Origin of the sequence: Saccharospirillum mangrovi (assembly GCF_003367315.1) — a bacterium.
GTDB lineage: Bacteria > Pseudomonadota > Gammaproteobacteria > Pseudomonadales > Natronospirillaceae > Saccharospirillum > Saccharospirillum mangrovi.
The window spans coordinates 1,316,171-1,342,127 of record NZ_CP031415.1; the positions used below are offsets into that span (position 1 = coordinate 1,316,171).

The following is a 25,957-nucleotide window of genomic DNA, read 5'->3' on the forward strand; positions in this document are numbered from 1 at the left end:
GGTTTTCACATTCAACGATCAGCAGAAGTGAGCAAGACGATGGCATACCGCTTCGACAGCGAATTCGACTACATCATCATCGGCACCGGCTCGGCGGGCTGTGTACTGGCTAACCGGCTGTCCGAAGACAGCGACAGCCAGGTGCTGGTGCTGGAAGCCGGCCGCAAGGACGACACCTGGAAAATCCACATGCCGGCGGCGTTGACGTACAACCTCTGCGACGACAAATACAACTGGTATTACCACACTGAAGCGCAGGAACACATGGATGGTCGCAAGCTGTATTGGCCGCGCGGCAAAGTCTGGGGTGGTGGCTCGGCGCTGAACGCCATGGTCTACATCCGCGGCCACGCTTTTGATTACGACCGCTGGCAGGAAGAGGGCGCCGACGGCTGGTCGTACGCCGATGTGTTGCCGTATTTCCGCAAAGCCGAAAGCCGGGAAAAAGGCAGCGACGATTATCGCGGCGGCGACGGCCCATTGAATGTGCACACCGGCGATTATCCGAATCCGTTGTTCGATGCCTTTATCGAAGCCGGCCAACAGGCGGGCTATCCGTTCACCGACGACATGAACGGTTACCAGCAGGAAGGCGTCGGCGTGATGGACATGACCATCAAGCAAGGCAAACGCTGGAACACGGCTCAAGCCTATTTGCGACCGGTGTTGAGCCGACCGAATTTAAGCGCTGAAACCGGCGCCATGGTGCAGCGGATTTTGTTCGATGGCACCACCGCCGTTGGCGTCGAATATATTCAGAACGGTAAAACCATTCGCGTTAAAGCCAACAAAGAAATCATCGCCAGTGGCGGTGCAATTAACTCGCCGCAGTTGCTGATGTTGTCAGGTGTCGGCGACGAAACGCATTTGCGTGAAATGGGCATCGATGTCGTCGCGCATCGGCCCGGTGTTGGTCAGAACCTGCAAGACCATCTGGAATTGTACGTGCAGCAGGAATGCACTCAGCCGATCACGCTGTACAAGTATCAGACCCAACCGCACATGACGATTGCCGGCGCCACCTGGTTCATCAATCACAACAAGGGCGCCTGCCGCACCGCGCATCTGGAAGCTGGTGGATTTATCCGTACCGAAGCGGGGGTGCGTCACCCCGACATTCAATTCCATTTCCTGCCATCGCAAGTGATCGACCACGGCCGCACCGCGCCGGAAGTGCACGCTTACCAAGTGCACGTTGGCCCGATGCGGCAGACCAGTCGCGGCTATCTGAAACTGAAATCGGCCGATCCGAACGAGCATCCGATCATTCAGCCGAATTTGTTATCGACCGAGCGCGACGTCTGGGAGATGCGCCAGAGCGTCAAGCTGGCGCGCGAGATTATGGCGCAAGACGCCTTCGCACCCTTCCGTGGTGAAGAGCTGCAACCGGGCCCGGACGTGCAGACCGACGACGAAATCGACGCCTGGGTGCGCCAGCATTCCGACAGCGCCTATCACCCGTCCTGTACCTGCAAGATGGGCGCACTGGACGACCCGATGGCGGTGGTCGATAGCGAAGCGCGGGTCATTGGCGTCAACCATTTGCGCGTGGTGGATGCGTCCATCATGCCATCGCTGGTCAGCGGCAACCTGAATGCGCCGACCATCATGCTGGCGGAAAAATGCGCCGATCACATTCGTGGTCGCACGCCGTTGCCACGCTCGAACGCGCCGGTCTGGGAACACCCGAACTGGCAGACGGCGCAACGCTAATGACTGTTTGAATTACGCAAATCGGGCCGTCCACAGCGGCCGATGAATTGCCGATTCCCGGCAACGATAAGCGGGCCGCAGAGCCCGCCCAAAAATGAAAGCAACCCCGAAGAGGACGAGACCATGAAAGTGCAATCGATGATGGCGGCCGCTCTGGTCGCTGGCAGTGTTGCCACTGTGGCTAACGCAGCCGATCAATGTTCCACCGTACGCTTCGCCGATGTTGGCTGGACCGACATCACCGCAACCACCGCTCTGACTTCCACCGTGCTGGAACGCATGGGTTACGAAACCGAAAGCGAATTGCTGTCGGTGCCGGTGACCTATCGCTCGCTGGCGAACGGCGAAATCGATGTGTTCCTCGGCAACTGGATGCCGACCATGGAAGGCGACATCGCCGCTTACCGTGAAGCCGGTACCGTCGACATTGTTGGCGTTAACCTGGAAGGCGCGAAATACACCCTGGCGGTTCCGCAATACGTCGCCGACGCGGGTGTCACCAGTTTTGCTGACATCGCCGCCCACGCCGACGAATTCGATGAGCGCATTTACGGCATCGAACCGGGCAACGACGGCAACCGTCTGATTCAGGACATGATCGATACCAACGCCTTCGGCCTGAAAGACTTCGAACTGGTCGCTTCCAGCGAAGCCGGCATGCTGGCGCAGGTTGGTCGTGCGGTGAACCGCGACAACTGGATCGTCTTTTTGGGTTGGGAACCGCACCCGATGAACGCCAATTTCGACCTGGCGTATCTGTCTGGCGGTGACGACTACTTCGGCCCGGATTTCGGCGGCGCCACCATCTACACCAACACCCGCGCCGGCTACGTTGAAGACTGCGCCAACGTCGGCACGCTGCTGAACAACCTGACTTTCACACTGGCGGCGGAAAACGAAGTCATGGCGTTGATTCTGGATGAAGGCATGCAGCCGGAAGCGGCCGCTGAGCAATGGCTGAGTAACCACCTCGACGTGCTCGACGCCTGGCTGGACGGCGTGACGACATTGGACGGCGCACCGGCGCTGGACGTTGTGAAATCCGCTTTCTGATCCGTTACCAGACGAGACCCGTGCCCGCACGGGTCTCTCATTGAGACACTGACTTATGGATAACTACAAGATTCCACTGGGGCGAGTGATCGAACGATTTTTCGATTGGCTGGTTGACTCCGGTGCCTGGTTTTTCGACGGCGTGTCGGTTGCTCTGGAATGGATGATCGAAGGCGTTACCGACATGCTGCTCTGGTTCCCGCCCTGGGCATTTATTCTGATCAGCGCGGCATTGATTTACTGGCTGCGCCGCAACATCGGCCTGACCATTTTCGCCATCCTGTCGTTTTTGCTGGTGTGGAACCTTGGCTATTGGGAAGACACCTTGCAGACCCTGGTGATGGTCGTTTGGGCCACTTTTATTTGTGTGTTGATCGGTGTGCCGATCGGCATCGCCGCCGCGCATCGTCCCTGGCTGTACACCGTGCTGCGGCCGATTCTGGATTTGATGCAGACAGTGCCCACCTTTGTGTATTTGATCCCGACCCTGACGCTCTTCGGTTTGGGGGTTGTTCCGGGTCTGGTGGCGACCATTATTTTCTCCATCGCTGCACCCATTCGCCTGACCTGCCTGGGCATTTCCCAGGTGCCGACCGAACTGGTCGAAGCCGGTCATTCCTTTGGTTGTTCCAACCGCCAGTTGCTGTGGCGTATTGAATTACCGGCGGCGGCCTCGAGCATCGCTGCGGGCATTACCCAATGCATCATGCTGTCGTTGTCGATGGTGGTGATTGCTGCTCTGGTCGGTGCCGACGGTCTCGGCAAGCCGGTAGTGCGGGCGCTGAACACAGTGGACATTGCGCGTGGTTTTGAAGCGGGCTTGTCCATCGTATTGGTCGCCATCTTGCTCGACCGCCTGTTCAAGCAACGCGATGAGGTGCGCTCATGATCGAATTCAAAAATGTGGATCTGATTTTTGGCAAACGTCCGCAACGCGGTCTGGCGTTGATCGACGACGGTTACGACCGCACCCGCTTGCAGGCCGAAACCGGTTTGGTGCTGGGCGTGCGCGACGTCAATCTGCGCGTCGAGAAAGGTGAAATCTGCGTGCTGATGGGTTTATCGGGTTCGGGTAAATCGAGCTTGCTGCGCTGTGTGAACGGTTTGAATACGGTGACGCGCGGCCAGGTGTTGATTGACCAGGGCGACGGCCAGGCGGTGGATTTCACTCACGCCAGCGATGCCACTCAGCGCGATTTCTGCATGAAACGCATCGCCATGGTGTTCCAGCGTTTTGCGCTGATGCCTTGGCTGACGGTGGCGGAAAACGTCGGTTTCGCGCTGGAAATGCAGAAGTTGCCGAAAGAAGAAATTGAACGCCGCGTCGATGCGCAATTGGAACTGGTCGGCTTGAGTGGCTGGCGTAACCACAAGCCCAGTGCGCTGTCGGGCGGTATGCAACAGCGCGTCGGACTGGCGCGTGCGCTGGCAACGGAGTCTGACATTCTGTTGATGGACGAGCCGTTTTCCGCACTCGATCCATTGATTCGCCAGCAGTTGCAGGACGAATTATTGGAACTGCAGGAAAAATTGCAGAAGACCATCATCTTCGTCAGCCACGATCTGGACGAAGCGCTCAAGCTGGGCAACAACATCGCCATTATGAAAGATGGCGTCATCGTGCAGCAGGGCAAACCGCAGGACATCGTGCTGAACCCGGCGGACGATTACGTCGAGGATTTTGTCGCCCACACCAATCCGTTGCACGTGTTGCGCGGTCGCGATGTGGCGCAGCCGCTGGCGGAACACCGTCAGGAAAACGGCCGTTATTGCATCGATGAAAGCCAGAATTGCTGGTTCGATCCCACCGACAAACAGCTCTATCGCGACAACGAAGTGGTGGCGGTGCAGCAGTGGCAGGAAGGTGAAGCGATTGAAAGTCTGGCGGCGGTGCCAACGCGCGTCAGCGGCCAGTGCCGATTCCGCGACATCATGGAAGTGCGTTATCGCACTGGCTGTGCGGTCTTGGTCGAAGAGGGCGGTGAAACGCTGGTGGTCGGCGATACCGAGTTGTACAAGAGTCTGCTCGGCCAACGTGCGGCCTGAGCAGACGCCACCAGAAAGCCGGTTGTCAGTTGTCGACCGGCTCCGCTTCGGCCAGGTGCCGATATAGCGTTTCAGTCAGTTCTTTTAACTGCATTGCCTGTTCCGGCGTCACGCCAGTGCGGCAGTAAAAGGCTTCCGGGACATTCATCGCCTCGGCTTTTTTGTTTCGACCGGCGTCGGTCAATTGAATGACGCGTTGCCGTTCGTCGTTCTCCGAACGTTTCCGTTCAATCAAACCTTTCTGCTCCAGCCGTTTCAAAATGGGCGTCAGACTGCCGGAATCAAAGCGCGTCTGGCGCACCAGATCTTTGACGGGAATACCGTCGGCTTCCCACAACGCCAACATCACCAGATACTGGGGATAGGTCAGATCCAACGGATCCAGCAAGGGTCGATAGGCCCTCACCATGGCGTTGGTCGCGGAGTACAGCGAGTGGCAAATCTGGTTGCTGAGTAATTGGTTCGGTCCGAGATCCATGGCGGCTTACTTTCAAGGCTGTGCAAGTATTTTGCGCGCAAGGTATTGACAGGTCAATAATCCGTCGATAAATTTTGCGCACAAGATACTTGCAAACAAGCAAATAAGGAGAAGGTTATGAAAATACTGTTGATTGTGCTGTTGGTGGTAGTGGCGCTACTGGTGCTGAACATTGTCCGCATCGTTATGCAAAACACCACGGTACCGACGCTGGGCCATGACAATGGTCAGTTGAAGCCGCTGAGCAAAAAGCCGAATGCCGTGTCCACTCAGGCGGCCGATGAAGAACGTCGCGTACGCACCTGGCCGTTCAAAGCGGACCTGGCGAGCACCCGTGCGGCCATTCTGGAAGCGGTCAAAGCTTACGGTGGCGCTGAAGTAGTCACTGAAGCAGACGATTACATCTATGTGGTGTTCACCACCGCCAAGATGCATTACCACGATGACGTCGAGTTCTATCTGGATAACGAAGCCCAGCAAGTGCACTTCCGTTCAGCCAGCCGTGCCGGTTATTCCGACCTGGGCCTGAACCGCCAGCGCTATGAAAAACTGACTGAACTCTACGGCCAGTAAGGAGTCTGATTCGCCATGAAACGCTACGACCTGATCATCATTGGCACCGGCGCGGCGGGTTTGACCGCCGCCTTTACCGCGCTCGGTTTTGGCAAGCGCGTCCTGGTGGTGGAAAAAGACCGGCCCGGCGGCGAATGCACTTGGTCAGGTTGTGTGCCGTCGAAGGCTTTGATCAACCAGGCCAAGGCCATTCATACCGCCAAACAGTTCGCTGACATCGCGGTCGATGGCGCGGCGGTGCTGGAGAAAGTGCGCGCGGTCAGTGAGCGCGTCTATCTCGATGAAACGCCGGACGTACTGGAAAAAGCCGGCGCTGAATATTTGAACGGTGTCGCGCGTTTTGTCGATGCGCATCACATCGAGGTGGATGGCGAACGCTACTACGGCCGCAAGTTCATTCTGGCCACCGGCAGCCGCCCGCTGTTGCCGCCGATCGACGGTCTGGACGACGTCGATTATCTGACCAACGAAAGCGTGTTTCAGCAGCGCGATTTACCCAAATCCTTGCTGGTACTCGGTGGCGGTGTGATCAGCATGGAACTGGCGCAGGCGATGAATCGACTCGGTGTTGCAGCGACCATTGTCGAGATGGCACCGGAAGTGTTGCCGCGCGAAGAACCGGAATTTGCCGCCGCGTTGCGTGCACGACTGCAAGCTGAAGGCGTGCGTTTTGAAGTCGGCGCTCAGGCGGTGCAAGTGAAACGCAGTGACGCGGGCGTCACCCTGGTTGCACAGCGCGACGGCCAGACATTTGAGCTGAGCGCCGAACGTTTGTTGGTGGCACTAGGCCGCCGCGCCAACGTTGAAAATCTGGGTTTGGACACAGCCGGCGTGAAAGTCGATCGCGGTCTGGTGTTGAACAAACAGTTGCGCACCACGGCGAAAAATATCTACGCCTGTGGCGATGTGGCCGGGCCGTATTTGCTCAGTCACATGGCGAATTATCAGGGCAAGATTGCAGCGATGAATGCGATTCTGCCGTTGCGTCGTTCGGTCAATTACGACCACGTCAGTTGGGCGATTTTTACTGATCCGGAATTTGCTCGCGCCGGTCTAACCGAAGCCGAAGCGCGTGAACAATACGGCGATGGCATCCGCGTCTACCACTACGACATGGCGGAAAAACTCGACCGCGCCAAAACCAAAGCCGGCGATGGTGGTCGCATCAAATTGATTACCAGCTCGCGTGGCAAGGTGCTGGGCGCGCACATTCTGGCAGAGCGCGCCGGTGAATTAATTGCCGAAGTGCAGGTGCTGAAAGCCCTGGGGCTGAACTTTGCCAAGCTGCAAGGCGTGATTCATCCGTACCCGACCTACGCCGACAGCCTGCGGCAAATGTCGCAACAGGTGCTGTTGGATAACATTTTTCAACATCCGGTCGTGCGTTTTGCCCGTAAATTGATCGGTAAATAGGCCGATAACCGTTTTATAGGCGGCTCTCCGCCATTCCCCCAAGCCCGCGTTTTCCCCCTTTATCGCGGGCTTCTTTTTTATCTGCGCTGCGGTGCCAGCCTTGGTTTCGAGACACCGCTCTGGTTAAATCCCGCTTTCGTTTTTGTGCCGGAGGCCCGCCATGACCGTTCTTGCTACACCTGAATTAACGGTGCGCGGCACCTGGGTCGGATTCTGGCGGTTGCTGCCGTTGTCGTTATTCGTGGTCGCCTTTGGCTTGGCGTTTGGATTGGCCGCGGTGCAGGCCGGTTTGTCGTCAACAGAAACCGTCCTGATGAGCATGACGGTCTTCGCTGGCACCGCTCAGTTTGCCGCCCTGGATTTATGGCACGGCCAGGTGCCGGTGTTCACCTTGCTGGTGACGACCTTTGCCATCAACGCGCGCCATTTGTTGATGGGCGCAAGCCTTTACCCCTGGATGCGAACCTTGCCGATGGGCAAGCGTTACGGTTCGCTGCTGGTGCTGTCGGACGCCAACTGGGCGATGACGCTGAACGATTTCCAAGGCGGCAGCCGCAATTTGGGTTTGTTGCTCGGCGGCGGCATCGCGCTCTGGTGCACCTGGATGACCGGCACGCTGTTGGGCATGGCCGGTGGCAATGTCATCGCGCAGCCGGAAGTCTTTGGTCTGGATATGGTGATGGGCTGTTTCATGCTGGCGATGGCGCTTGGTGGCCGTAAAAACGCACGCATGCTGACAGCCTGGGTCGTCGGTGGCCTGTCGGCCTTGGCCGCTTATCTGTGGTTGCCCGCCAATACTCACGTGGTGGTGGGGGCGTTGGGCGGTGGACTGGTCGGGGCGTTTTGGCTGGAGGGCAAGCGATGATCGGTATCGAGGGTTACGGCGGTTTGATGCTGATCGGCCTGATGGCGCTGGTTACTCTGGCGACGCGCTTCGGCGGCGTCTGGATCATGTCGTTCATTCCCATCAACCGCCGCGTTGAAAGTTTCATCAACGCCATGTCCGGTTCGGTGTTGATCGCCATCCTGGTGCCGATTGCCGTCGAAGGCGACAGCGGCGCGCGCCTGGCACTGGTCGCGACCGCAGCGGTGATGTTGGCCGTGCAGCGCACCATGCCCGCCATCGCGGCGGGCATTGCCACGGCTGCCGGTTGGCGCTTCTTTATCGGCTGACTTAATTCAGTCGGAACTGACCGATCAATTGTCGTTGGTCGGTTGCCAGGCGGGTCAGTTTTTCGCTGTTGTTGGCGGCTTCTGCGGCGGTTTTGGCGAGGTCGTCGGCCATATCGGAAATGCGCACCACGTTTTGCGTTACTTCCCGCGCTACAGCGCTTTGTTCTTCCGAGGCGGTGGCGATGGATTGGCTCATGTCGTTGATGTCGGCCAAACGCTGCACCATGGCGCTCAGTGATTCGCCGGTGCGGCGCGATTGTTCCGCCGAGGCGCGTGACAGTTCGCGGTTGCTGCTCATGATGTTCACGGCATTTTCTGCCCGCTGACGCAGCCGATCGATCATGGTGCGGATGTCGCCCGCCGATTGCTCTGAACGATTCGCCAGGTTGCGCACTTCTTCAGCCACGACTGCAAAGCCGCGGCCTTGCTCGCCCGCCCGGGCCGCTTCGATGGCCGCGTTGAGCGCCAGCAAGTTGGTCTGTTCAGCGATTTCCTGAATCACATCCAGCACCGATTCAATCTGTTGGCTTTCTTCGCTCAGGCTGGTGATGACGCCTTCGGCTTCCTGCTGGGCGCGGTCGAGATCGGCGCTGTACTGAATGTTGGTTTCCATGCTCGACATGCTGTCTTCAGCGGCGCGGGTCACTTCGGCCACTTCGCTGCGGCTGCGCTCGGCATTGCGGGCGACTTCGCCCACGGCGGCTTCCATTTCAGTGATGGCGGTGGCGACAGAGCCGGTCTGTTCCTGCTGTTGTTCGACACTCTGGCGCGTCTGGCCGCTGGTGCTGGAGGCGTCTTTGGCGAGGCTGGAAATGGTGTCGGAGGAGGTGCGAATTTCGCGGATCAGGTCGCTCAGCCGGTCGGCCAGGGCGTTGACGCCAGCGCCGATGCGGCCGATTTCATCGCCGGACAACGATGCAATACGCGGTGTCAAATCGCCCTGGGACAATCGCTCCAACGTCTGCAAGGTGCGCTTGAGCGGCGCGCGCATCGAACGCACCACCGACAAACCCACCACGACCGACAATCCCACGGCGAACAACAACAGCATCAAGGTCAGACGTTGGGCGTTGCTGGCGGTGTGTTCGGCGTCGCGTTGTGCGGTCTGCGTGAGTGCGCGGATATCGCCGATGATGGTGTCCAGCAGCGCCATGCTGTCGTTCATGCCGGTGTCCATGGCTTCCATCAACTCGGAGCTTTGCTGGCTGAAACGCACGTAATGTTTGTGGCTTTGGAACAATCCCTGGTTGCCTTCGGTCGCTTCGTGCAACACCTGAATGTAGGGCGCGATGACTTCCACGGAGTCGGCACTTTCGGCTTTCATCGAGTCCAGTTTGGCGTCCAGTTGCTGCAACAGAATGTCGAGTTCGGCTTCGGTGCTGTTGATTCGATCCACCCGCGAAATAGCCAGGGCGCGCTGCAACATCGATTGCGCCGACTCAGCCTGCTGCATCACGGTTTGCAAATCCCATTGCAGCCCTGACAGGCCTTGCGATTCTGCCTGGCTGGCCAGCGAGCCCAGATCGCCACTGAAAAACGCCCAGTCGTTGGTGAACAACTGCGCTTCGTCCAGAGCACGCTGACGAGCGTTGAGTCGGTTGTTTTGCAGTTCGAGGTGACGCTCGGCCTGGGTGAAGAGCGTGTGCGCCAGACTCGCCTGTTCAGACAAGCGGTCGTGCATGGTCGGGTATTCGTTGAGCCGGTTGTCGAGATCGCTGGCCAGGCTTTGATAGTGTCCGCGAACGCTGAGGTATTGGGCTTCAAGCGCGTCGCGGCGGTCGGCCTCTTCGGCATTGGCGTGCTGGGTGATGGAGCGGTTGGCTTCCTGCAGCAGGCTGCGCAGACGGTTGGTGTCGTCCAGTAGCCCACCCAAATGACTCGATGCCAGGTCCATTTGCTCGGACAGTCTGTTTTCGACGCTGATGGAATACAGGGTGATGGTGGAGAAGATCAACAACAGTGCAGCAAACCCGGTTACAACGCGGGCAATGAGAGACAATTTCATCGCGGGTCACTTCGGCGGAAAACGCCGACTACTTGGCAAGGAACGGACTGTAAAGGCTAGGGGAAAGGGCTGGGGCTGTCTATAGATGGGAGACGCTGGACGGGAAACGGGAGACGCTTATCCGCGGCGCCTTCCGTCTCCCGTTTTGTGTTCGGCGGTTTACCCTGCCAGCTTGTCTTTCAGCAGTTGATTCACCTGTGCCGGGTTGGCCTGGCCTTTGGATTCTTTCATTACCTGACCAACGAAGAAGCCAAACACCTTGTCCTTGCCGGAGCGGTACTGTTCCACCTGTTCCGGGTTGGCGGCGATAACGGCGTCGATCATGGCTTCAATGGCACCGCTGTCGGTGACCTGTTTCAGACCACGTTTTTCGATCACCTCGTCCGGCGAACCTTCACCAGCGGCAATGCCTTCGAATACCTGTTTGGCGAGCTTGTTGGACACGGTGTTGTCCTGAATCCGTTGAATCAACTGACCCAGATGCCCGGCGCTGACCGGGCTGTGTTCGATTTCGATTTCGTCCCGGTTCAACAGCGCTGCCAGTTCGCCCTGACACCAGTTGGCGGCCAGTTTGGCATCGCCGCAGATGCCGGTAACCGCTTCGAAATAGTCGGCCATGGCGCGGCTGGCTGAGAGTACGGTGGCGTCGTATTCCGACAAGCCGTGTTCGTTTTTGAAACGCTCAATCTTGGCGTCCGGCAGTTCCGGCAGGTGATCGGCAATGTCCTGAATGTAGGCGTCGTCGATCTCGACCGGCAGCAAATCCGGTTCCGGGAAATAGCGGTAATCGTTGGCAAATTCTTTCGAGCGCATCGACCGGGTTTCGTTTTTGTCGGCGTCGTACAAGCGGGTTTCCTGAACGATTTGGCCGCCGTCTTCGATGACATCGATGTGACGCTGTACTTCAACGTTGATCGCTTTTTCAACAAAGCGGAACGAGTTGACGTTCTTGATTTCGGTGCGCGTGCCCAGCTCGGTGGTGCCTTTCGGGCGAACCGAGACGTTGGCGTCGCAGCGCATCGAACCTTCGGCCATGTTGCCGTCGGAAATACCCAGATAGGTCACGATGGAGTGAATTTTGCGCAGGTAAGCCACGGCTTCCTTGGCGTTGCGCAAATCCGGTTCGGAGACGATTTCCAGCAGCGGCGTACCGGCGCGGTTCAAATCGATGCCGCTCATGCCTTCGAAATCTTCGTGCAGCGATTTACCGGCGTCTTCTTCCAGGTGCGCGCGGGTGACACCAATGGTGCGGGTGCTGCCGTCGTCGAGCACGATGTCCACTTTGCCTTCACCGACGATGGGGAAATCCATCTGGGTGATCTGGTAGCCCTTGGGCGAATCGGGGTAGAAGTAGTTTTTGCGATCAAACACCGAGCGCTTGCCGATGTTGGCACCGATCGCCAGACCAAACGCCACCGCCTTGCGCAGCGCACCGGCATTGAACACCGGCAAGGTGCCGGGCATGGCTAAATCGACCAGGCTGGCCTGGGTGTTCGGTTCGGCGCCGAAGCGGGTCGACGAGCCGGAGAAAATCTTGGACTGGGTGGAGAGCTGTACGTGGATCTCCAGTCCGATAACGATTTCCCATTCCATTCACGGATCCTCTGAATGCGTGTTCGGGTGCCGGGTTAAGGCCGGCACCAAAATTACCGTCTTAAGCCGGGGTTTTGGTGTGCCAGTCAGTCGCTTGCTGGAAGCGATGACCGATGTTCAGCAGCCGGCTTTCATCAAAATAATTACCGATCAATTGCAGACCAACCGGCAGTCCGTTGACCTGACCACAAGGCAGGGCAAGGCCGGGCAGGCCAGCGAGGTTGACCGACAGGGTGTAGATGTCTTCCAGATACATGGCGACCGGATCGCCGGATTTTTCGCCCAGTTTCCAGGCGGGCGACGGCGTGGTCGGGCCGAGGATGACATCAACATCGGCAAAGGCGCGCTGGTAATCGTCCTTGATCAGACGACGTAATTGCTGAGCCTTGCGGTAGTAGGCGTCGTAATAACCGGCCGACAACGCATAGGTGCCGACCAGAATGCGGCGCTGTACTTCGTCGCCAAAACCCTCGGCGCGCGAGCGTTTGTACAAGTCTTCCAGATCGACCGGGTCGTCACAGCGGTGGCCATAACGCACGCCGTCGTAACGCGACAGGTTGGTCGAGGCTTCGGCCGGGGCAATGATGTAGTAAGCCGGAATCGACAGTTCGGTGCGCGGCAATGAAATCTCTTTGACGACGGCGCCCTGGTTTTCCAGCTCTTTCACTGCGGCCATCACAGCGCTGCGAATACCATCGTGCAAACCGTCGCCAAAATATTCGCTCGGTAAACCGATGCGCAGGCCGTCGAGCGGGCGATCCAGATGGGCGGTGTAGTCGTCTACCGCGACGTCCATGCTGGTGGTGTCTTTCGGGTCGTGACCGGCCATGACGTTGAACATCAGGGCCGCGTCTTCGGCGGTGCGCGTTAATGGGCCACCGCAATCGAGTGATGAACCGAAGGCGATCATGCCCCAGCGCGATACCCGGCCGTAGGTGGGCTTCAGCCCGGTCAGGTTACAAAAGGCGGCCGGTTGGCGAATGGAGCCGCCAGTGTCGGTGCCGGTTGCCGCCGCAGCCAGGCCAGCAGCAACGGCCGCTGCGGAGCCGCCGGACGAACCGCCCGGTACGGTGTCCAGATTCCAGGGGTTGCGCGTCGGGCCGTAGAAAGACGTTTCGGTGGACGAACCCATGGCGAACTCATCCATGTTGGCTTTGCCCAACATAACGGTGCCGGCATCGTTCAATTTTTGCGTCACCGTGGATTCATACGGCGCAATGAAATTGTCGAGCATTTTTGAGCCGCACGAAGTGCGCACGCCCTGGGTGCAGAAAATGTCTTTGTGGGCGATGGGCAAACCAGTCAACGCGCCAGCGTTGCCTTTGGCACGTGCCTCGTCGGCGGCTTTGGCGGCTTGCAGCGCTTGCTCTTCGGTAACGGTGATGTAGGCGTTTGTGTTCTGATCCGCCGCGATGCGAGCTAAATAATGTTGCGTCAATTCGACGCTGCTGAATTCACCGGCGGCCAGGCCATCCGACAATTGTTTCAGTGTTTTGAATTCCATGGGCAGTCGGGGCTCACTCGATAACTTTCGGGACTAAATAAAGGCCGTCGGTGGTGCTCGGTGCAATGCGTTGATAGTCGTCGCGATGGTTGGTTTCGGTCACTTCATCCGCACGCAACCGGGCCGTGGCGTCGAGCGGATTGGCAAGCGGTTCGATACCGCTGGTGTCGATTTCCTGCATGCGATCGACCAACGTCAAAATGCTGTTCAGGCTGGCCAAAGTGGCGGGCATTTGATCGTCGCTGACCTTCAAACGGGCCAGGTGGGCCACGATTTCAACCTCGTTGCGATCAAGGCTCATGGGCGTCTCCTTGGGATGACAATCGGCAGGCTGGAATGGATCTTTTGGTCAACTATTAGTCAACCAAAGGTTTCACTCAGCAAAGGCACGTAAATATTTGAAAGCGCGTAAGTTATCATATTTACAGCTTGCCCAACATCCCCGCCATTGATACATTGCGAGGCTGTTTAGTGGGGTTGATATTGCTTTAAAAGAACGCTTATTCGGGGCGTTCGACCTGGTCATTTTGACCCCCACCGCAGCCATCGGAACTGGAATTGTTAAATCATGTTTAAGAAGATTCGGGGAATGTTTTCCAGCGATCTGTCGATCGACTTGGGAACCGCGAACACCCTCATCTATGTACGCGATCGCGATATTGTCCTTAATGAACCCTCTGTCGTCGCCGTGCGCATGACCGGCAACCAAAAAACGGTTGCCGCCGTTGGTGAAGAAGCCAAGCGCATGTTGGGCCGAACGCCGGGCAGCATCCAGGCGATTCGCCCACTCAAAGACGGCGTTATTGCCGACTTCCACGTCACCGAAAAAATGCTGCAGCACTTTATCTCCAAAGTGCATGAAAATTCGTGGTTTGCGCCGAGCCCGCGCGTGCTGGTTTGCGTACCTTGCAAATCCACTCAGGTAGAACGCAAAGCCATTCGTGAATCGGCCTATGGTGCCGGTGCCCGCGAAGTTTTCCTGATCGAAGAACCGATGGCGGCTGCCATTGGTGCCGGTTTGCCGGTTGAGGAAGCGCGTGGCTCCATGGTCGTGGACATCGGTGGTGGTACCACTGAAATTGCCGTTATCTCGTTGAACGGCGTGGTGTACTCCGAATCCGTCCGCGTTGGTGGTGACCGTTTTGACGAAGCCATCATTGCCTACATTCGCCGCAACTACGGTTCACTGATTGGCGATTCCACCGCTGAACGCATCAAAATCGAAATCGGTTGCGCCTACCCGGGTACCGAAATTCGTGAGATCGACGTACGCGGCCGTAACCTGGCCGAAGGTATTCCGCGGAGCTTCACACTGAACTCCAACGAGGTACTGGAAGCGCTGCAGGAAAGTCTGTCGGCCATCGTCTCTGCGGTTAAAGGTGCGTTGGAACAGACGCCGCCGGAACTGGCCTCCGACATCGCCGAGCGCGGCCTGGTGTTGACCGGTGGCGGTGCCATGTTGCGTGACCTGGATAAGTTGCTCAGCGAGGAAACCGGTCTGCCGGTGTTGATCTCTGACGACCCGCTGACCTGTGTGGCTCGTGGCGGCGGTCGCGCCCTGGAACTCATGGATGAGCGCATCTTCGATTTCACCTCTGACTGATCGCTTGTAGGAGGCTGTCATCAGCGCGCTCTTCACTGCCGGCCCCCAGCATGGTTATCGCCTGCTGGTGGCCGTTGTTTTTGCCATCGCTTTAATGACGCTCGACGCTCGTTTTACACAGCTCGATTACGTCCGCCAGGCGTTGTCCTATCTGGTCTCCCCCGTCCAGCAATTGATTCGCATGCCGACCGATATGGTGCAATGGTCCAGCCGGACTTTTGCTGAGCGCGATGAATTGCTCGACGACAACCAGTCGTTGCGCAGTCAGGTGTTGATCCTGCAACAGAAGGTTCAGCAACTGGCGGTGCTGCAGGCGGAAAACCAACGGCTGCGTTCGCTGCTGGGCGCGACCGAGCGTTTCGAAGCGTCCTATCTGACTGCGGAAATGATCAGCATCGATCCCGATCCGTTCACTCACCAAGTGATCATCAACCGGGGCGCCCAGGACGGTGTTTACATCGGCCAGGCGGTACTCGATGCCACCGGTCTGTTCGGTCAGGTGATTCAGGTTGATTCGCTGTCGTCGCGCGTCTTGCTGGTGGCGGATGCCAACCACGCGGTGCCGGTGCAGGTAAACCGCAACGGCATGCGTTCGATTCTGGTCGGCACTGGCGATCTGACTACGCTGGAACTGGAATTCGTGCCGGAAACGGCCGACATTCAGGTGGGCGATTTGTTGATGACATCAGGACTGGCCAGCCGTTTCCCGGAAGGCTATCCGGTTGCCGAAGTGCAGGCGGTTGAGCACAACCCGGGCGAGCCGTTCGCGCAGATTCGTGCGCGTCCGCTGGCGGCGCTGGCACGCAGTCGTAACCTGCTGCTGGTCTTTAAAGACGGGGAGGCTGGCCGATGAGACAGCGCGCCAATCCGCCGCAATCACTCTGGGTGATTGCCGTGTCGTTCTTCGTCGCCTACTTGCTGGCGGCGGTTCCGTTGCCTCACGTTATTGCGTTGGGCCGGCCCGACTGGGTGGGCCTGTTCCTGATTTTCTGGGTGTTGGCAGTGCCCGAACGCGTCGGCGTGTTCATCGGTTTCTGCGTCGGCATATTGCAAGACGTGGTCATGGGCACTTACCTGGGCACCTTTGCACTGGCGTATTCCGCTTTGGCCTACGTTGTGCTGGTGCTGCATTTGCGTCTGCGCATGTACCCGTTGCTGCAACAGGCGGTGGTGGTGTTCATGGTCATCGCACTCAGTCAGATTCTGGTGCAGTGGTGCAAGAGTTTCTTCAACGCCGGTTTTGACAGCAGCATGCACCTGTTGCCTGCGGTAATCAGCGCCGTTTTCTGGCCCTGGATCTACATCCTGTTGCGGTCGGTCCAGGTGCAATTCCGCGTGCAATAGCCTGAGCCACAAGGAGCGGTTCATGAAGCTGTATCTGGCGTCGCAATCACCCCGACGCAAACAATTGCTGACCGATCTGGGCGTTGCCTTTGAAGTTTTGTCGATCGAGGTCGATGAAAGTACCAAGGCGTTGGAAAGCGCTGAAGATTATGTAGCGCGTCTGGGCGAAGCCAAAGCGCGTGCCGGGCTGGATATTCTGGCCGGTCGTGGCGAATCGGATGTGCTGACGCTGGGTTCCGACACCACCGTCGTTGCCGATCAGGACATCCTCGGCAAGCCGCGCGATTACGACGATTTCGCCGACATGATGGAGCGCTTGTCCGGCCGTTCGCACCGGGTGTTTACCTCGGTGGCGGTGGCGTCGCACGAATCGGTCGAGGTGAAAGTAGTGGAGTCGCGCGTGGTCTTTGCCGAACTGGAGCCCGAGGCGGTCCGCGCCTACTGGGACAGCGGTGAGCCACAAGACAAAGCCGGCGGCTACTCGGTGCAAGGCCTCGGCGCCGTCTTTATCAAACGTATTGAAGGCAGCTATTCTGCCATTGTCGGTCTGCCGCTGCGCGAGACGGCCCAGTTGTTAACCAAGCGCGGTTTGGCGGTTTGGTCCGGAGCGCTGGGGCGGGTTTAAGCGCGGTTGTGGCGGTCACGACCCGACGCCGACGCAACCAACAGGACACAAACGCATGAATTCGGAAGTGCTGGTCAATGTGACCCCGATGGAAACCCGGGTCGCCGTGGTCGAAAACGGCGCCGTACAGGAAGTCTTGATCGAACGCGAACAAACGCGGGGCATCGTCGGCAACATTTATCGAGGCAAAGTGGTGCGCGTGCTGCCCGGCATGCAGGCCGCTTTTGTTGACATCAATCTGGAACGTGCGGCCTTTATTCACGCCTCCGACATCGACGCCAGCCGCAGCGACGGCGAAGGCCAGAAATCCATTCAATCTCTGGTGCGCGAAGGCGAATCTCTCACCGTTCAGGTGATCAAAGATCCAATCGGCACCAAAGGCGCCCGCCTCACCACCCAACTGTCGATTCCCTCGCGTTATCTGGTGTACATGCCAGACAGCCACCACACGGGTATTTCCCAGCGCATCGAAGGTGAAGACGAACGCGAGCGCCTGCGCGAAGCCGTCGCCAAAGCCAAAGAAGCCGAAGGCATCGAGCAGGGCGGTTACATTTTGCGCACCGCTGCCGAAGGCATTGGCGAAGCTGAAATTCAATCGGATCTGAATTACCTCAAGCGCGTTTATCGCGTATTGAGTGAACGCATTGCCACCACCGAAGGCCCGGCGATTATCTACGAAGATTTGCCGCTTTATTTGAAAGTTGCGCGTGATCTGGTGCGCGCCGACGTGGATAAAATTCGCATCGATTCGCGCGAAACCTTCACCAAGGTGATCGACTTCGTGCGCAAATACACGCCCGAAGTGGAACCGGTGTTTGAGTATTATCCGGGCGAACGTCCGATCTTCGATTTGTTTTCCGTTGAAGACGAAATCGCCCGCGCTCTGGGCCGTAAAGTCGAACTGAAATCCGGCGGTTATCTGATCATCGATCAGACCGAAGCCATGACCACTGTCGACGTGAACACCGGCGCCTTTGTCGGCCATCGCAATCTCGAAGAAACCATTTTCAAAACCAATCTGGAAGCGGTGACCGCCATCGTGCGGCAACTGCGACTGCGCAATCTCGGCGGCATCATCATCATCGATTTCATCGACATGGAAGACACCGAACACCAGCGCCAGGTGTTGCGCATGTTGGAAAAAAATCTCGAACGCGATCACGCCAAAAGCAAAGTCACCGGCGTGTCTGAACTCGGGTTGGTTGAGATGACGCGCAAGCGCACGCGCGAAAGTCTGGAACACATGCTCACCGAAACCTGCAGCGTCTGCGCCGGTCGCGGGCGGCAGAAAACCGCTCAGACGGTGTGCTACGAAGTATTCCGCGAAATCCTGCGCGAGGAACGCGCCTACAACAACGATCAGTATCTGGTGTTGGCGTCGCAGAACGTGGTGGATCGTTTGTTGGATGAGGAATCGTCCAACGTCGCCGATCTGGAAGAATTCATTGGCAAGCCGATCCGTTTCCAGGTGGAGCCCATGTACACCCAGGAACAGTTCGATGTCATTTTGCAATAACCCCGCCGTTGTCCGTTCCTGCTCTGACCGTTTGACGTTCGCCTTATGATGCCGTTTCGCTTTGGTCAGGCGCTGCTGTCCGCCTTGCTCAAGGTATTCGCCTTTTGGGTGCTGCTGGTGGCTGCCTATCTGGCGCTGGGTCGGCAATTCTTTCCGGGAATCGAGCGTTACGATCAGCAACTGTCCGCCATCCTGACGCAGAAGCTGGGCGTCGAGGTTAAGATCGGTCGTCTGCAGGGCCAGTGGCAGCGTTTCAACCCGGTGTTGATTGCCGAAGAGGTGGAAATCGGCGGTCAGATTGAAGTGCAGCGCCTGTTGCTGGAACCGGCCATCATGCAGTCCATCGCTACGCTGTCGCCGGTGTTTGGTCGGTTTGAACTGGACGGTTTCAGCGCCCAGGTTCGGCAGACGCCAAACGGGTGGCGAATGGTCGGTTTGAACGACCAACCCATTGAAACTGACGCCACCGAAGCCACCACAAGCAGCGCCTGGTTGTCGGTGGATCGTCTTGCCAGTCTGGTGCGGCAGCAGCGCCAGGTCAGCTTTTCCAACATGACGCTCACGGTCGAACCGCAGGAATTGCCCAGTTCCGTTCTGGTGTTGAGCGAAGGTCGGCTGACTGGCTCAGGCGAAAACAACTGGCTGCGCGCCGATGCGCATCTGGTGCGCGACACCCTCGATGTGCCACTGGAACTGCAAGCCGAAAGCACGCGCAGCAATGGCGATTATCAGGTCGATCTGTACGCTCGCCACGGTCGTTTTGACTTTGCCCCCTGGTTGCAGAATCGCTGGCCGTGGCTTACGGAATTGGATGTAGCGGGCGAGTACTGGCTGAGTCTGCGCCAGGACCGCTGGCAAGACTTAACAGTACGATTGCAAACCGACCGGGCGCTGCTAACCGGCTCGCAAAGCCAGCTGAGCCTGAGTGATGCCCAAACCGAGCTGTACCTCAGTCGGGCAGAGCAGGGCTTCAATCTTTGGCTGAACCAGCTCAACCAGCACTGGGCACTCGACGGCACCGAATTGCCGTCGGCCGATGTGCCAGTGCAGGCGCAGGTGCAGCAGCGCGACCAACATTGGCAGGCGCAATGGGACCGGCTTCCGGTGCAGCCATTCAGCGCCTGGCTAGCGTTGAACGATGCCAGCGGTTTCTGGCCCGTCGCCTTGCCCCAGGGCGAATTGCAGCAAGGCCAAATGCAGCTCGACGCGGCCGATCCGAGCAGTCTGACGCTGTCGGCGCAAGTGGCGAACGCGGCCATGCAGGCGGCCGGCGGTGCCCCGCACATTGCCGGCCTGGATGGCGAATTGAGCGTCACACAACACCACGCCCGGTTCCGTTACGACGACACCGACATCGATTTCGAACTGCCCAACGTCTACGACTCGCCGTTCCATTTCAGCCGTCTGGCTGGCGAGTTGGACGTGCGCTGGTGGCCGGGTGTGGGCGCGCAATTGGCGTCGCGGCATCAGGCGCGAATAGTGCCTGACGACACTCAGCAACAACTGGGTCTGTCAGACCTCGACATGGACGCCCGCTGGCGGTTGAACCTGCCCATGGGCGATGCCGACCGTGAACTCGGTTACCAGTTGGCGATTGAAGTGCCCAAGGCACCGCTCGGTTGGGTGCAGCGGCTGCGGCCGGATCGTCAGATTCCCGAATCCGCCCGTGAATGGATTGCCGACAATGTCCTGGCCGGCGAATTCAGCAACCTGAGTTTTGCACTGACCACGGCGAATCGGCAGGGCCGTCTGGTGCAGACCGGGTTGAGTCTGGATGCCGACTTCACTGATGCCCGGGTGCGCGTCGAGCCGAGCTGGCCGGTGCTGAACCAAGGTGTCGGTCGTCTGGTGATTGGTCTTGATCGGCTCGACGTTAACGCCCAGTCGGCGCGCCTGGCTGGTTTGACGCTGAATGGCGGCCATCTGGGTTTTCCCTACAACGATCAACGTCTGGATCTGGACATGAACGTGTCCGGCCCGGCGTCATCGGCGCTGGCGCTGTTTCAGAAAGGGCCATTGGCGGATGTGGCCGGCGATGCCCTGACCGGCTGGCAAGCCAGCGGCGACAGCCAGGCGCAGGTCAAAGTTGCCATTCCGCTCAACGGCGGCGTGCCGCAAGCCAACGTACTCGGCCGGCTGAGCAACGGTCGCCTGCAACTGCCCGAACAACAGCTCGACATCAAACAGCTCAATGGCGAGCTGAATTACAACGACGAACAAGGTTTGTACTCGCCTCGTCTGAACGGGGTGTTGTTCGGCTCGCCGTACCGCGCCAGCCTGCGAACGGTGCAACAGGCCGCGGCGGAGGTTATTGAACTCAACGTTTCAGGCACCGCGCCGCTGGCCGACTGGGGCCGTTGGTTGAACGACCCCTGGCTGAGCGCGCGCAGCGAACGCACGGCGGCTCGGGCGCGGCTGCGCTTTGGTGACCAAACCGACATCGACATCCGCTCCAGCCTGATCGGCGTACCGATCGACTTACCGGCGCCGTTGGGCAAAGACGCCCAAACCGCTGCGCCGCTGGCGATTCAACTGCAACAAGGCCCGAACCAACCCGGCTGGCATGTGCATCTCGATTACGATGGCCTGGTCACGGCGGTGCTGGAATTGGACGCCCAAAACGCGCTGAACGGTGGCACCCTGGCGATCAACCAACCGTTGCGGTTGCGACGGAACGAAGCGGGTCTGTTTATCGACGCACGCCTGGACGAGGCCGACATCGACGAATGGAAAGCAGCGCTGCTGGCGCTGTTGTCACCCTATGCGACCGCAACCGAGGCCACCGATGCGGCGGTTCGTGCCGACATCACCGAGCAGCTTGGCTGGCTGCGGGAAGTTAATCTGGTCGGTCAGCGCTGGACCAACTTCGGCCAGTTGTGGACCGAGCCACGTGTGCAGATTCAACGTGGCGACGAAGCCTGGCTGGCGCAAGTGACCGCCAACGAGGTGGCCGGTCGCTTGTCGCAACCGTTCGACCCGAGCGAGCCGTTGTTTGTCGATCTGGAATTTCTGGCGCTGCCGGCGCGCGATGATGACGGCGAGGAAGACCCGGATGCGCCGGAAAATCTGATTGATCCGATGCAGGCTGCGCGGCCGGAGGACATTCCGCTGACGAATCTGCAAATCGGTCAGCTGTCGATCGGCGAGCGCGATCTGGGCAGTTGGCGCGTGGAACTGGTGCCGGGCGACGACGAACTGCAAGTGCGCAACATCCGCGCCGACATTCCTGGCGCCGACTTCAACGGCCAGTTGATCTGGCGCTATCTGGACGAGCGCCATCGCACCGAATTGAGCGGTGAAGTCGACATCGACAACATTCAAACATTGCTCAACAGCTGGGGCTACGCGCCGGTGCTGGTCAGCAAAGGCGGCCGGTTCGACCTCGATCTGGACTGGAACGGCTCGCCCGCCTTCTTCGATTACAGCCGCCTGGAAGGCCGCATCGGTCTGGAACTGACCAACGGCGCCATTCTGGAGTTGGAAGAATACGAAGGCGTCAAACTGGTCGGCTTGCTCAACTTCACCCGGGTGTTGCGGCGCTTGTCACTCGATTTTTCCGACCTGATTAACGAAGGCATCACTTACGATGTGATTCGCGGCGAACTGTTGTTTGATCGCGGTTTCGCCCGCGTCGGCGAACAGTTGATCATCGACGGCCCCGCCACCAAATTCTCCTTCACCGGCGACGCCGATCTGGTGCGCGATCAGTTGGATGTCGATATGGTGATGACGGTGCCGCTGTCGAGTACCTTCCCGCTGGTCGCCTTGCTCGCCGGCGTGACGCCACAAGCAGCGGCGGCGATTTATGTTACCGAGCGGGTGTTCAACAACGAACTGGAACGGCTGAGTTCGGCGCGCGTACACGTCACCGGTTCGCTGGATGAACCGGAAATCCGTTTTTACCGCGTGTCCGACGCCACCCAAACGCCGGCCAGCAGCGTATCGCCGTCCAATCCGGAAGAATAAGCGGGAGGTCGAGATGAAATGGTATCTGGCGCAAATGATCAGCGGGCCGGACACGGCGGCCAATCTGGCTGCGGTGCAGCGTCATTTGATCGAGGCGCAACGCCAAGGCTGCGATGCCGTTCAACTGCCGGAAATGTTCGCCCGTTTCGGCACCTCCAAAAACGCCGACATCGCGGATTTTGAAGCCGATTTCAACGGCCCGGTCGGCGCACCGCTGCGCGACTGGGCGCGTCAGTATCGGCTGTGGATCGTGGCCGGCACCGTGCCGGTTCGCGTGGCGGGTGAAGAACGGCCCCGGGCGCGGTTGCATGTGCTCGATGCCGACGGCGAACTGCGCGCCCAGTACGACAAAATTCACCTGTTCGATGCCACCGTCGGCGACGCCCAGGGCCGCTATCGCGAGTCCGATTACTATCAGCCCGGCGAGACCGACGCCAAAACCGTCGACACGCCCTGGGGCCGGTGGGGTTTGAGTGTTTGTTACGACCTGCGCTTTCCCGAACTCTACCGCCGCCTGCGCGCTGACGGCGCCGACACGCTGCTGGCGCCCTCCGCTTTTACCTTCACCACCGGCCAGGCGCACTGGGAATTGTTGTGTCGCGCCCGGGCGGTGGAAAACGGCTGCTATCTGGTCGCTGCCAATCAGGGCGGCCAGCACGACGCCAAACGTCACAGTTGGGGCCATTCATTAATGGCCGATCCGTGGGGTGAGGTGGTGCAATTGGGCGAAGGTGAAACCGGCCTGTGTGTGGAAACGGACATGGCGCGCCTGGCCGAGGTGCGCCGTAATCTGCCCAGTTGGGACAACCGCCGTTTCTAGCCGGCTTGCCAATCAAACTGGCGGCTTGCTGTTGCCTCGCCCGCCGCATTCAACTGAGTTTCCTGAACGTTTATCTGATCGTCTTGATGCACACGCAGCCAGGTTCGGCAGCGGGTGCCATAGCGCTCGCCGGTGATGGTCTGGGCGGAGAGCTGGCGTTCGATGTCCAGCGGTACGCCGGTGCTGGGCAACGCTGAATCGTTCGCCGGAGTTTGATCGGTTAACACTCTTGCGGCGTTGAAATCGCGTTCCAGGATGTCGGTCTGTGCCGTCATCTGCGCGATGGCGGCCTGAGTTTTCGGCCAGGGTGTGTCCAGGGCGTCGTTACTGACGGCGTGAATGCCGGGCGTCAGCCAGTGGCCGGCGGGATGGTCGGAGCTGAACCACAGCAAGCGCTGACGATTGCCAACAACCAGATTAAAGCCGCCATAACCCGTTATCTCTGTTTGAACGTCGTGGTGAAAATCGTCGAGCGTGCCACCAGCGGCCAGGGTGTCGATAAAGCGCAGCGGCAGTTCGCCGCGGCTGCGTTCGGCATTGCGACCGATGTAACCGGGGCGGATGTTGGTCAGCAGCGCAAAATCACCGCCTTCGCCAATCGCCAGCCAGGTGCCGCCGGCTTGCTGATCGCGACCGGCCAATAGTGTTGGTCGCTGAGCCTCAGCCGGCCACCAATGCATCGGCTCGGTCGGCCGGCCACGAAACTCATCGCGATTGGCGACCACCAACAAAGGAACGGCGGCCTCAGGCCGCCAGTTCAATACCATTAAGCACATTTGGGCTCCTTTGGAGCGGGAGACGCTAATTTGCGGGAGACGCTGGACGGGAGACGGAAGACGCTTGTTAGCAGCGAGAGTGCAACGCTCTTCAGCGTCTCCCGTCTCCCGTCAAGCGTCTCCCACGGCGGCCTCAGCCGCCACGCATATCCGTCGATTCAAAAATCTTGTCGGCGCTGGCGGCGACAAAACCCTGATACAGCTGGCCGTCTTCGTTCAGATAGCGCTTGGCGAATTCGTAATAGCAGGTGGTGACGTCGTGCGTTTCACCGCCGGCGAACGCAAACGGTTGCACGCTGGCTTTGGTCGAGCCTTGCTCCAGCAGCACCTCGGGCGTGCCTTTAACGCGGCCGCCGCTGGCGTTGATGGCAAAGCCCAGGTCTTCAACCAGGGTGTTGATGGCTTCGATGCTGTCGATGTCGCGCAGCGCGTTGACGTCGATGGTGAAGTGGTTGCAGCGCAAACCGATCACCGACAGCCAGGCGGCGTATTCACTTTCGGCGGCCAGTTGCTGATAGTCCGCCCAGCTCGGAACGTCCCACAGCGGGCCGCGCCAGAAGATGGACGCATCGCTGACATCGTTCGGATCAATCTGTTCGATCAGACCGTCGATCAGCCGCTGCGCGCCGGTCGACAATTCTTCCACCCGCAACTCGCTCAAAAAGATGCGCGGCTGTTCCGGGTTAGGCGGAATGTAGCCAAAGGCGTCGAGTTTCTTCTCAGCGAAGTTATACGGCTCGTAACGCTGGTAACCCATGTCGAGAATAAAGGGTTCCAGTTTTTCCAATGCAATCGGGCCGCGGTTAAAGGTCCGGAAGGCGACGTGATCGTTTTGAATCCGCTCGCCACGGCTGCGCAACGCCTGGGCGATGGTCTCGGCCTGGGGCGTCATGCGGATGTAATCCTGCCAGAGGTGGTCAAAAAAAGTATCGATGTGCATGAGGCGTCTCCGCGCTTTTTATTTGCCGGCCAGTCTAGAGCCGGTTGGCGACTTTGGGTTAACAAGGCCACGCCGTCAATTTGTCGCAGCGCGACTTCTTATCCCCAGGGCGACTTATCCGTAGTGCGACTTCCCAAGTGCCGCGCACATCGCTAGGGTGCGCTCTGATTTCTTACCGTTAAGGAAAAGCGATGCCTGCCTGGTGGCCTTTTGTTCTGGTGTATACCGCCGCTGTGATCAGCCCGGGGCCGGATTTCGCGCTGGTGGTGCGCACGGCGTTAACGCGTGGCCGCCGCGCCAGCGCGCTGAACGCGCTCGGTATCGGTTGCGGCGTGACCTTTCATACGCTTATCGCCGTACTCGGCATCAGTGCCTTGGTGCAGTCGTCGTCGGCCCTGGCGATAACCTTACCCTGGTTGGGCATTGGTTATTTGCTGTATCTGGGCTGGGGCGGTTTGAGCGCACAACCGGCCACCGAGACCGATATCGAACTGTCTGAGACCGGTTCCGGCCGCAGCGATTTCTGGCGCGGTTTCTGGACCAATGTGCTGAACCCGAAAGCGCTGCTGTTTTTCTCGGCGATTCTGGTGCAACTGGTGGCGGGGCTGAATGGTTGGATGCAGGCCGCGCTGGTGATCTACGTGTTTATTGTCACCAGCGCCTGGTTTGCCGGAGTGGGATTGCTGCTGGCGCGACCGGCGCTGCGCCAGCGTTTCCTGCGGCGCCGGCATTGGATTGATCGCGGCGCCGGCGCCATTTTTATCGTCTTGTCGCTGCTGTTTGTTGTTGATTGGTGGCAGCGCTGGCTGAGTTGAT

The 25,957-nt window shown here is 59.0% G+C and carries 23 protein-coding genes; 16 read left to right on the forward strand and 7 right to left on the reverse strand.

Annotation, left to right across the window (positions count from 1 at the left end; genetic code table 11):
• Positions 1–39: 39 nt before the first annotated feature.
• The 4 genes from betA (at position 40) to choV (ending at position 4,812) form a co-directional block, all read left to right on the forward strand.
• On the forward strand, positions 40–1,713 hold the full coding sequence (betA, locus tag DW349_RS06385; RefSeq protein WP_108124765.1) for a choline dehydrogenase: 1,674 nt from the start codon (positions 40–42) through the stop codon (positions 1,711–1,713).
• A gap of 123 nt (positions 1,714–1,836) precedes the next feature.
• Positions 1,837–2,766 (forward strand): choline ABC transporter substrate-binding protein, encoded by a 930-nt coding sequence (locus tag DW349_RS06390; RefSeq protein ID WP_108124764.1) that lies wholly within the window; start codon positions 1,837–1,839, stop codon positions 2,764–2,766.
• 55 nt (positions 2,767–2,821) lie between these two features.
• Positions 2,822–3,655, forward strand: coding sequence for a choline ABC transporter permease subunit (gene choW / locus DW349_RS06395; RefSeq protein WP_108124763.1), 834 nt, complete (start codon positions 2,822–2,824; stop codon positions 3,653–3,655).
• Positions 3,652–4,812 carry a choline ABC transporter ATP-binding protein gene (gene choV, locus DW349_RS06400; protein ID WP_108124762.1) on the forward strand — a complete coding sequence of 387 codons (1,161 nt, stop codon included), beginning with the start codon at positions 3,652–3,654 and terminating at the stop codon, positions 4,810–4,812. Before choW ends, choV begins: the two co-directional genes overlap by 4 nt.
• A gap of 25 nt (positions 4,813–4,837) precedes the next feature.
• Here the strand turns inward: choV and DW349_RS06405 are convergent, their stop codons facing one another.
• The gene (locus tag DW349_RS06405) at positions 4,838–5,290 is read right to left on the reverse strand and encodes a MarR family winged helix-turn-helix transcriptional regulator (protein WP_108124761.1); all 453 of its coding nucleotides are present in this window, start codon (positions 5,288–5,290) and stop codon (positions 4,838–4,840) included.
• Positions 5,291–5,407: 117 nt separating this feature from the next.
• On the opposite strand from DW349_RS06405, the gene DW349_RS06410 reads away from it, so the two are divergent.
• From DW349_RS06410 to DW349_RS06425, 4 genes are all read left to right on the forward strand, one after another.
• A complete protein-coding gene (locus DW349_RS06410; protein WP_232819279.1) occupies positions 5,408–5,863 on the forward strand; it encodes a DUF1499 domain-containing protein in 456 nt (151 codons plus the stop codon).
• A 15-nt stretch (positions 5,864–5,878) separates the two neighbouring features.
• On the forward strand, positions 5,879–7,276 hold the full coding sequence (locus DW349_RS06415; protein ID WP_108124760.1) for a dihydrolipoyl dehydrogenase family protein: 1,398 nt from the start codon (positions 5,879–5,881) through the stop codon (positions 7,274–7,276).
• Between the two features lie 160 nt (positions 7,277–7,436).
• On the forward strand, positions 7,437–8,141 hold the full coding sequence (locus DW349_RS06420; protein WP_108124759.1) for an AzlC family ABC transporter permease: 705 nt from the start codon (positions 7,437–7,439) through the stop codon (positions 8,139–8,141).
• A complete protein-coding gene (locus DW349_RS06425) occupies positions 8,138–8,449 on the forward strand; it encodes an AzlD family protein (RefSeq protein WP_108124758.1) in 312 nt (103 codons plus the stop codon). The genes DW349_RS06420 and DW349_RS06425 overlap by 4 nt, the downstream gene beginning before the upstream one ends.
• Before the next feature lies 1 nt (position 8,450).
• Here DW349_RS06425 and DW349_RS06430 read toward each other — a convergent pair whose 3' ends face one another.
• From DW349_RS06430 to gatC, 4 genes are all read right to left on the reverse strand, one after another.
• The gene (locus tag DW349_RS06430) at positions 8,451–10,454 is read right to left on the reverse strand and encodes a methyl-accepting chemotaxis protein (RefSeq protein ID WP_108124757.1); all 2,004 of its coding nucleotides are present in this window, start codon (positions 10,452–10,454) and stop codon (positions 8,451–8,453) included.
• Between the two features lie 159 nt (positions 10,455–10,613).
• The gene (gatB, locus tag DW349_RS06435) at positions 10,614–12,047 is read right to left on the reverse strand and encodes an Asp-tRNA(Asn)/Glu-tRNA(Gln) amidotransferase subunit GatB (protein WP_108124756.1); all 1,434 of its coding nucleotides are present in this window, start codon (positions 12,045–12,047) and stop codon (positions 10,614–10,616) included.
• Between the two features lie 61 nt (positions 12,048–12,108).
• Positions 12,109–13,551, reverse strand: a complete 1,443-nt coding sequence (gene gatA, locus DW349_RS06440) for an Asp-tRNA(Asn)/Glu-tRNA(Gln) amidotransferase subunit GatA (RefSeq protein WP_108124755.1) — start codon at positions 13,549–13,551, stop codon at positions 12,109–12,111.
• 13 nt (positions 13,552–13,564) lie between these two features.
• Positions 13,565–13,852 carry an Asp-tRNA(Asn)/Glu-tRNA(Gln) amidotransferase subunit GatC gene (gatC, locus tag DW349_RS06445; protein WP_108124754.1) on the reverse strand — a complete coding sequence of 96 codons (288 nt, stop codon included), beginning with the start codon at positions 13,850–13,852 and terminating at the stop codon, positions 13,565–13,567.
• 267 nt (positions 13,853–14,119) lie between these two features.
• On the opposite strand from gatC, the gene DW349_RS06450 reads away from it, so the two are divergent.
• The 7 genes from DW349_RS06450 (at position 14,120) to DW349_RS06480 (ending at position 23,425) form a co-directional block, all read left to right on the forward strand.
• Positions 14,120–15,154 (forward strand): rod shape-determining protein, encoded by a 1,035-nt coding sequence (locus DW349_RS06450; protein ID WP_108124753.1) that lies wholly within the window; start codon positions 14,120–14,122, stop codon positions 15,152–15,154.
• Positions 15,155–15,221: 67 nt separating this feature from the next.
• Complete coding sequence (gene mreC, locus DW349_RS06455; RefSeq protein ID WP_232819278.1) at positions 15,222–16,007, forward strand: rod shape-determining protein MreC; 786 nt, start codon at positions 15,222–15,224, stop codon at positions 16,005–16,007.
• Complete coding sequence (mreD, locus tag DW349_RS06460; RefSeq protein WP_108124751.1) at positions 16,004–16,498, forward strand: rod shape-determining protein MreD; 495 nt, start codon at positions 16,004–16,006, stop codon at positions 16,496–16,498. The genes mreC and mreD overlap by 4 nt, the downstream gene beginning before the upstream one ends.
• A gap of 22 nt (positions 16,499–16,520) precedes the next feature.
• Complete coding sequence (locus DW349_RS06465) at positions 16,521–17,123, forward strand: Maf family protein (RefSeq protein WP_108124750.1); 603 nt, start codon at positions 16,521–16,523, stop codon at positions 17,121–17,123.
• 55 nt (positions 17,124–17,178) lie between these two features.
• A complete protein-coding gene (rng, locus tag DW349_RS06470; RefSeq protein WP_108124749.1) occupies positions 17,179–18,639 on the forward strand; it encodes a ribonuclease G in 1,461 nt (486 codons plus the stop codon).
• A 45-nt stretch (positions 18,640–18,684) separates the two neighbouring features.
• Positions 18,685–22,605 carry a YhdP family protein gene (locus DW349_RS06475; protein WP_108124748.1) on the forward strand — a complete coding sequence of 1,307 codons (3,921 nt, stop codon included), beginning with the start codon at positions 18,685–18,687 and terminating at the stop codon, positions 22,603–22,605.
• Between the two features lie 13 nt (positions 22,606–22,618).
• The gene (locus DW349_RS06480) at positions 22,619–23,425 is read left to right on the forward strand and encodes a carbon-nitrogen hydrolase family protein (RefSeq protein ID WP_108124747.1); all 807 of its coding nucleotides are present in this window, start codon (positions 22,619–22,621) and stop codon (positions 23,423–23,425) included.
• Here the strand turns inward: DW349_RS06480 and DW349_RS06485 are convergent.
• Entirely contained in the window at positions 23,422–24,201 is a 780-nt protein-coding gene (locus DW349_RS06485; protein ID WP_108124746.1) for an NRDE family protein, read from the reverse strand. The genes DW349_RS06480 and DW349_RS06485 overlap by 4 nt on opposite strands.
• Positions 24,202–24,334: 133 nt before the next feature.
• On the reverse strand, positions 24,335–25,141 hold the full coding sequence (locus tag DW349_RS06490) for a DUF1338 domain-containing protein (protein ID WP_108124745.1): 807 nt from the start codon (positions 25,139–25,141) through the stop codon (positions 24,335–24,337).
• A 191-nt stretch (positions 25,142–25,332) separates the two neighbouring features.
• Between DW349_RS06490 and DW349_RS06495 the strand changes: the two genes are divergently transcribed.
• Positions 25,333–25,956: a LysE family translocator gene (locus DW349_RS06495; protein WP_108124744.1), complete on the forward strand. Its 624-nt coding sequence runs from the start codon at positions 25,333–25,335 to the stop codon at positions 25,954–25,956.
• Position 25,957 lies beyond the last annotated feature (1 nt).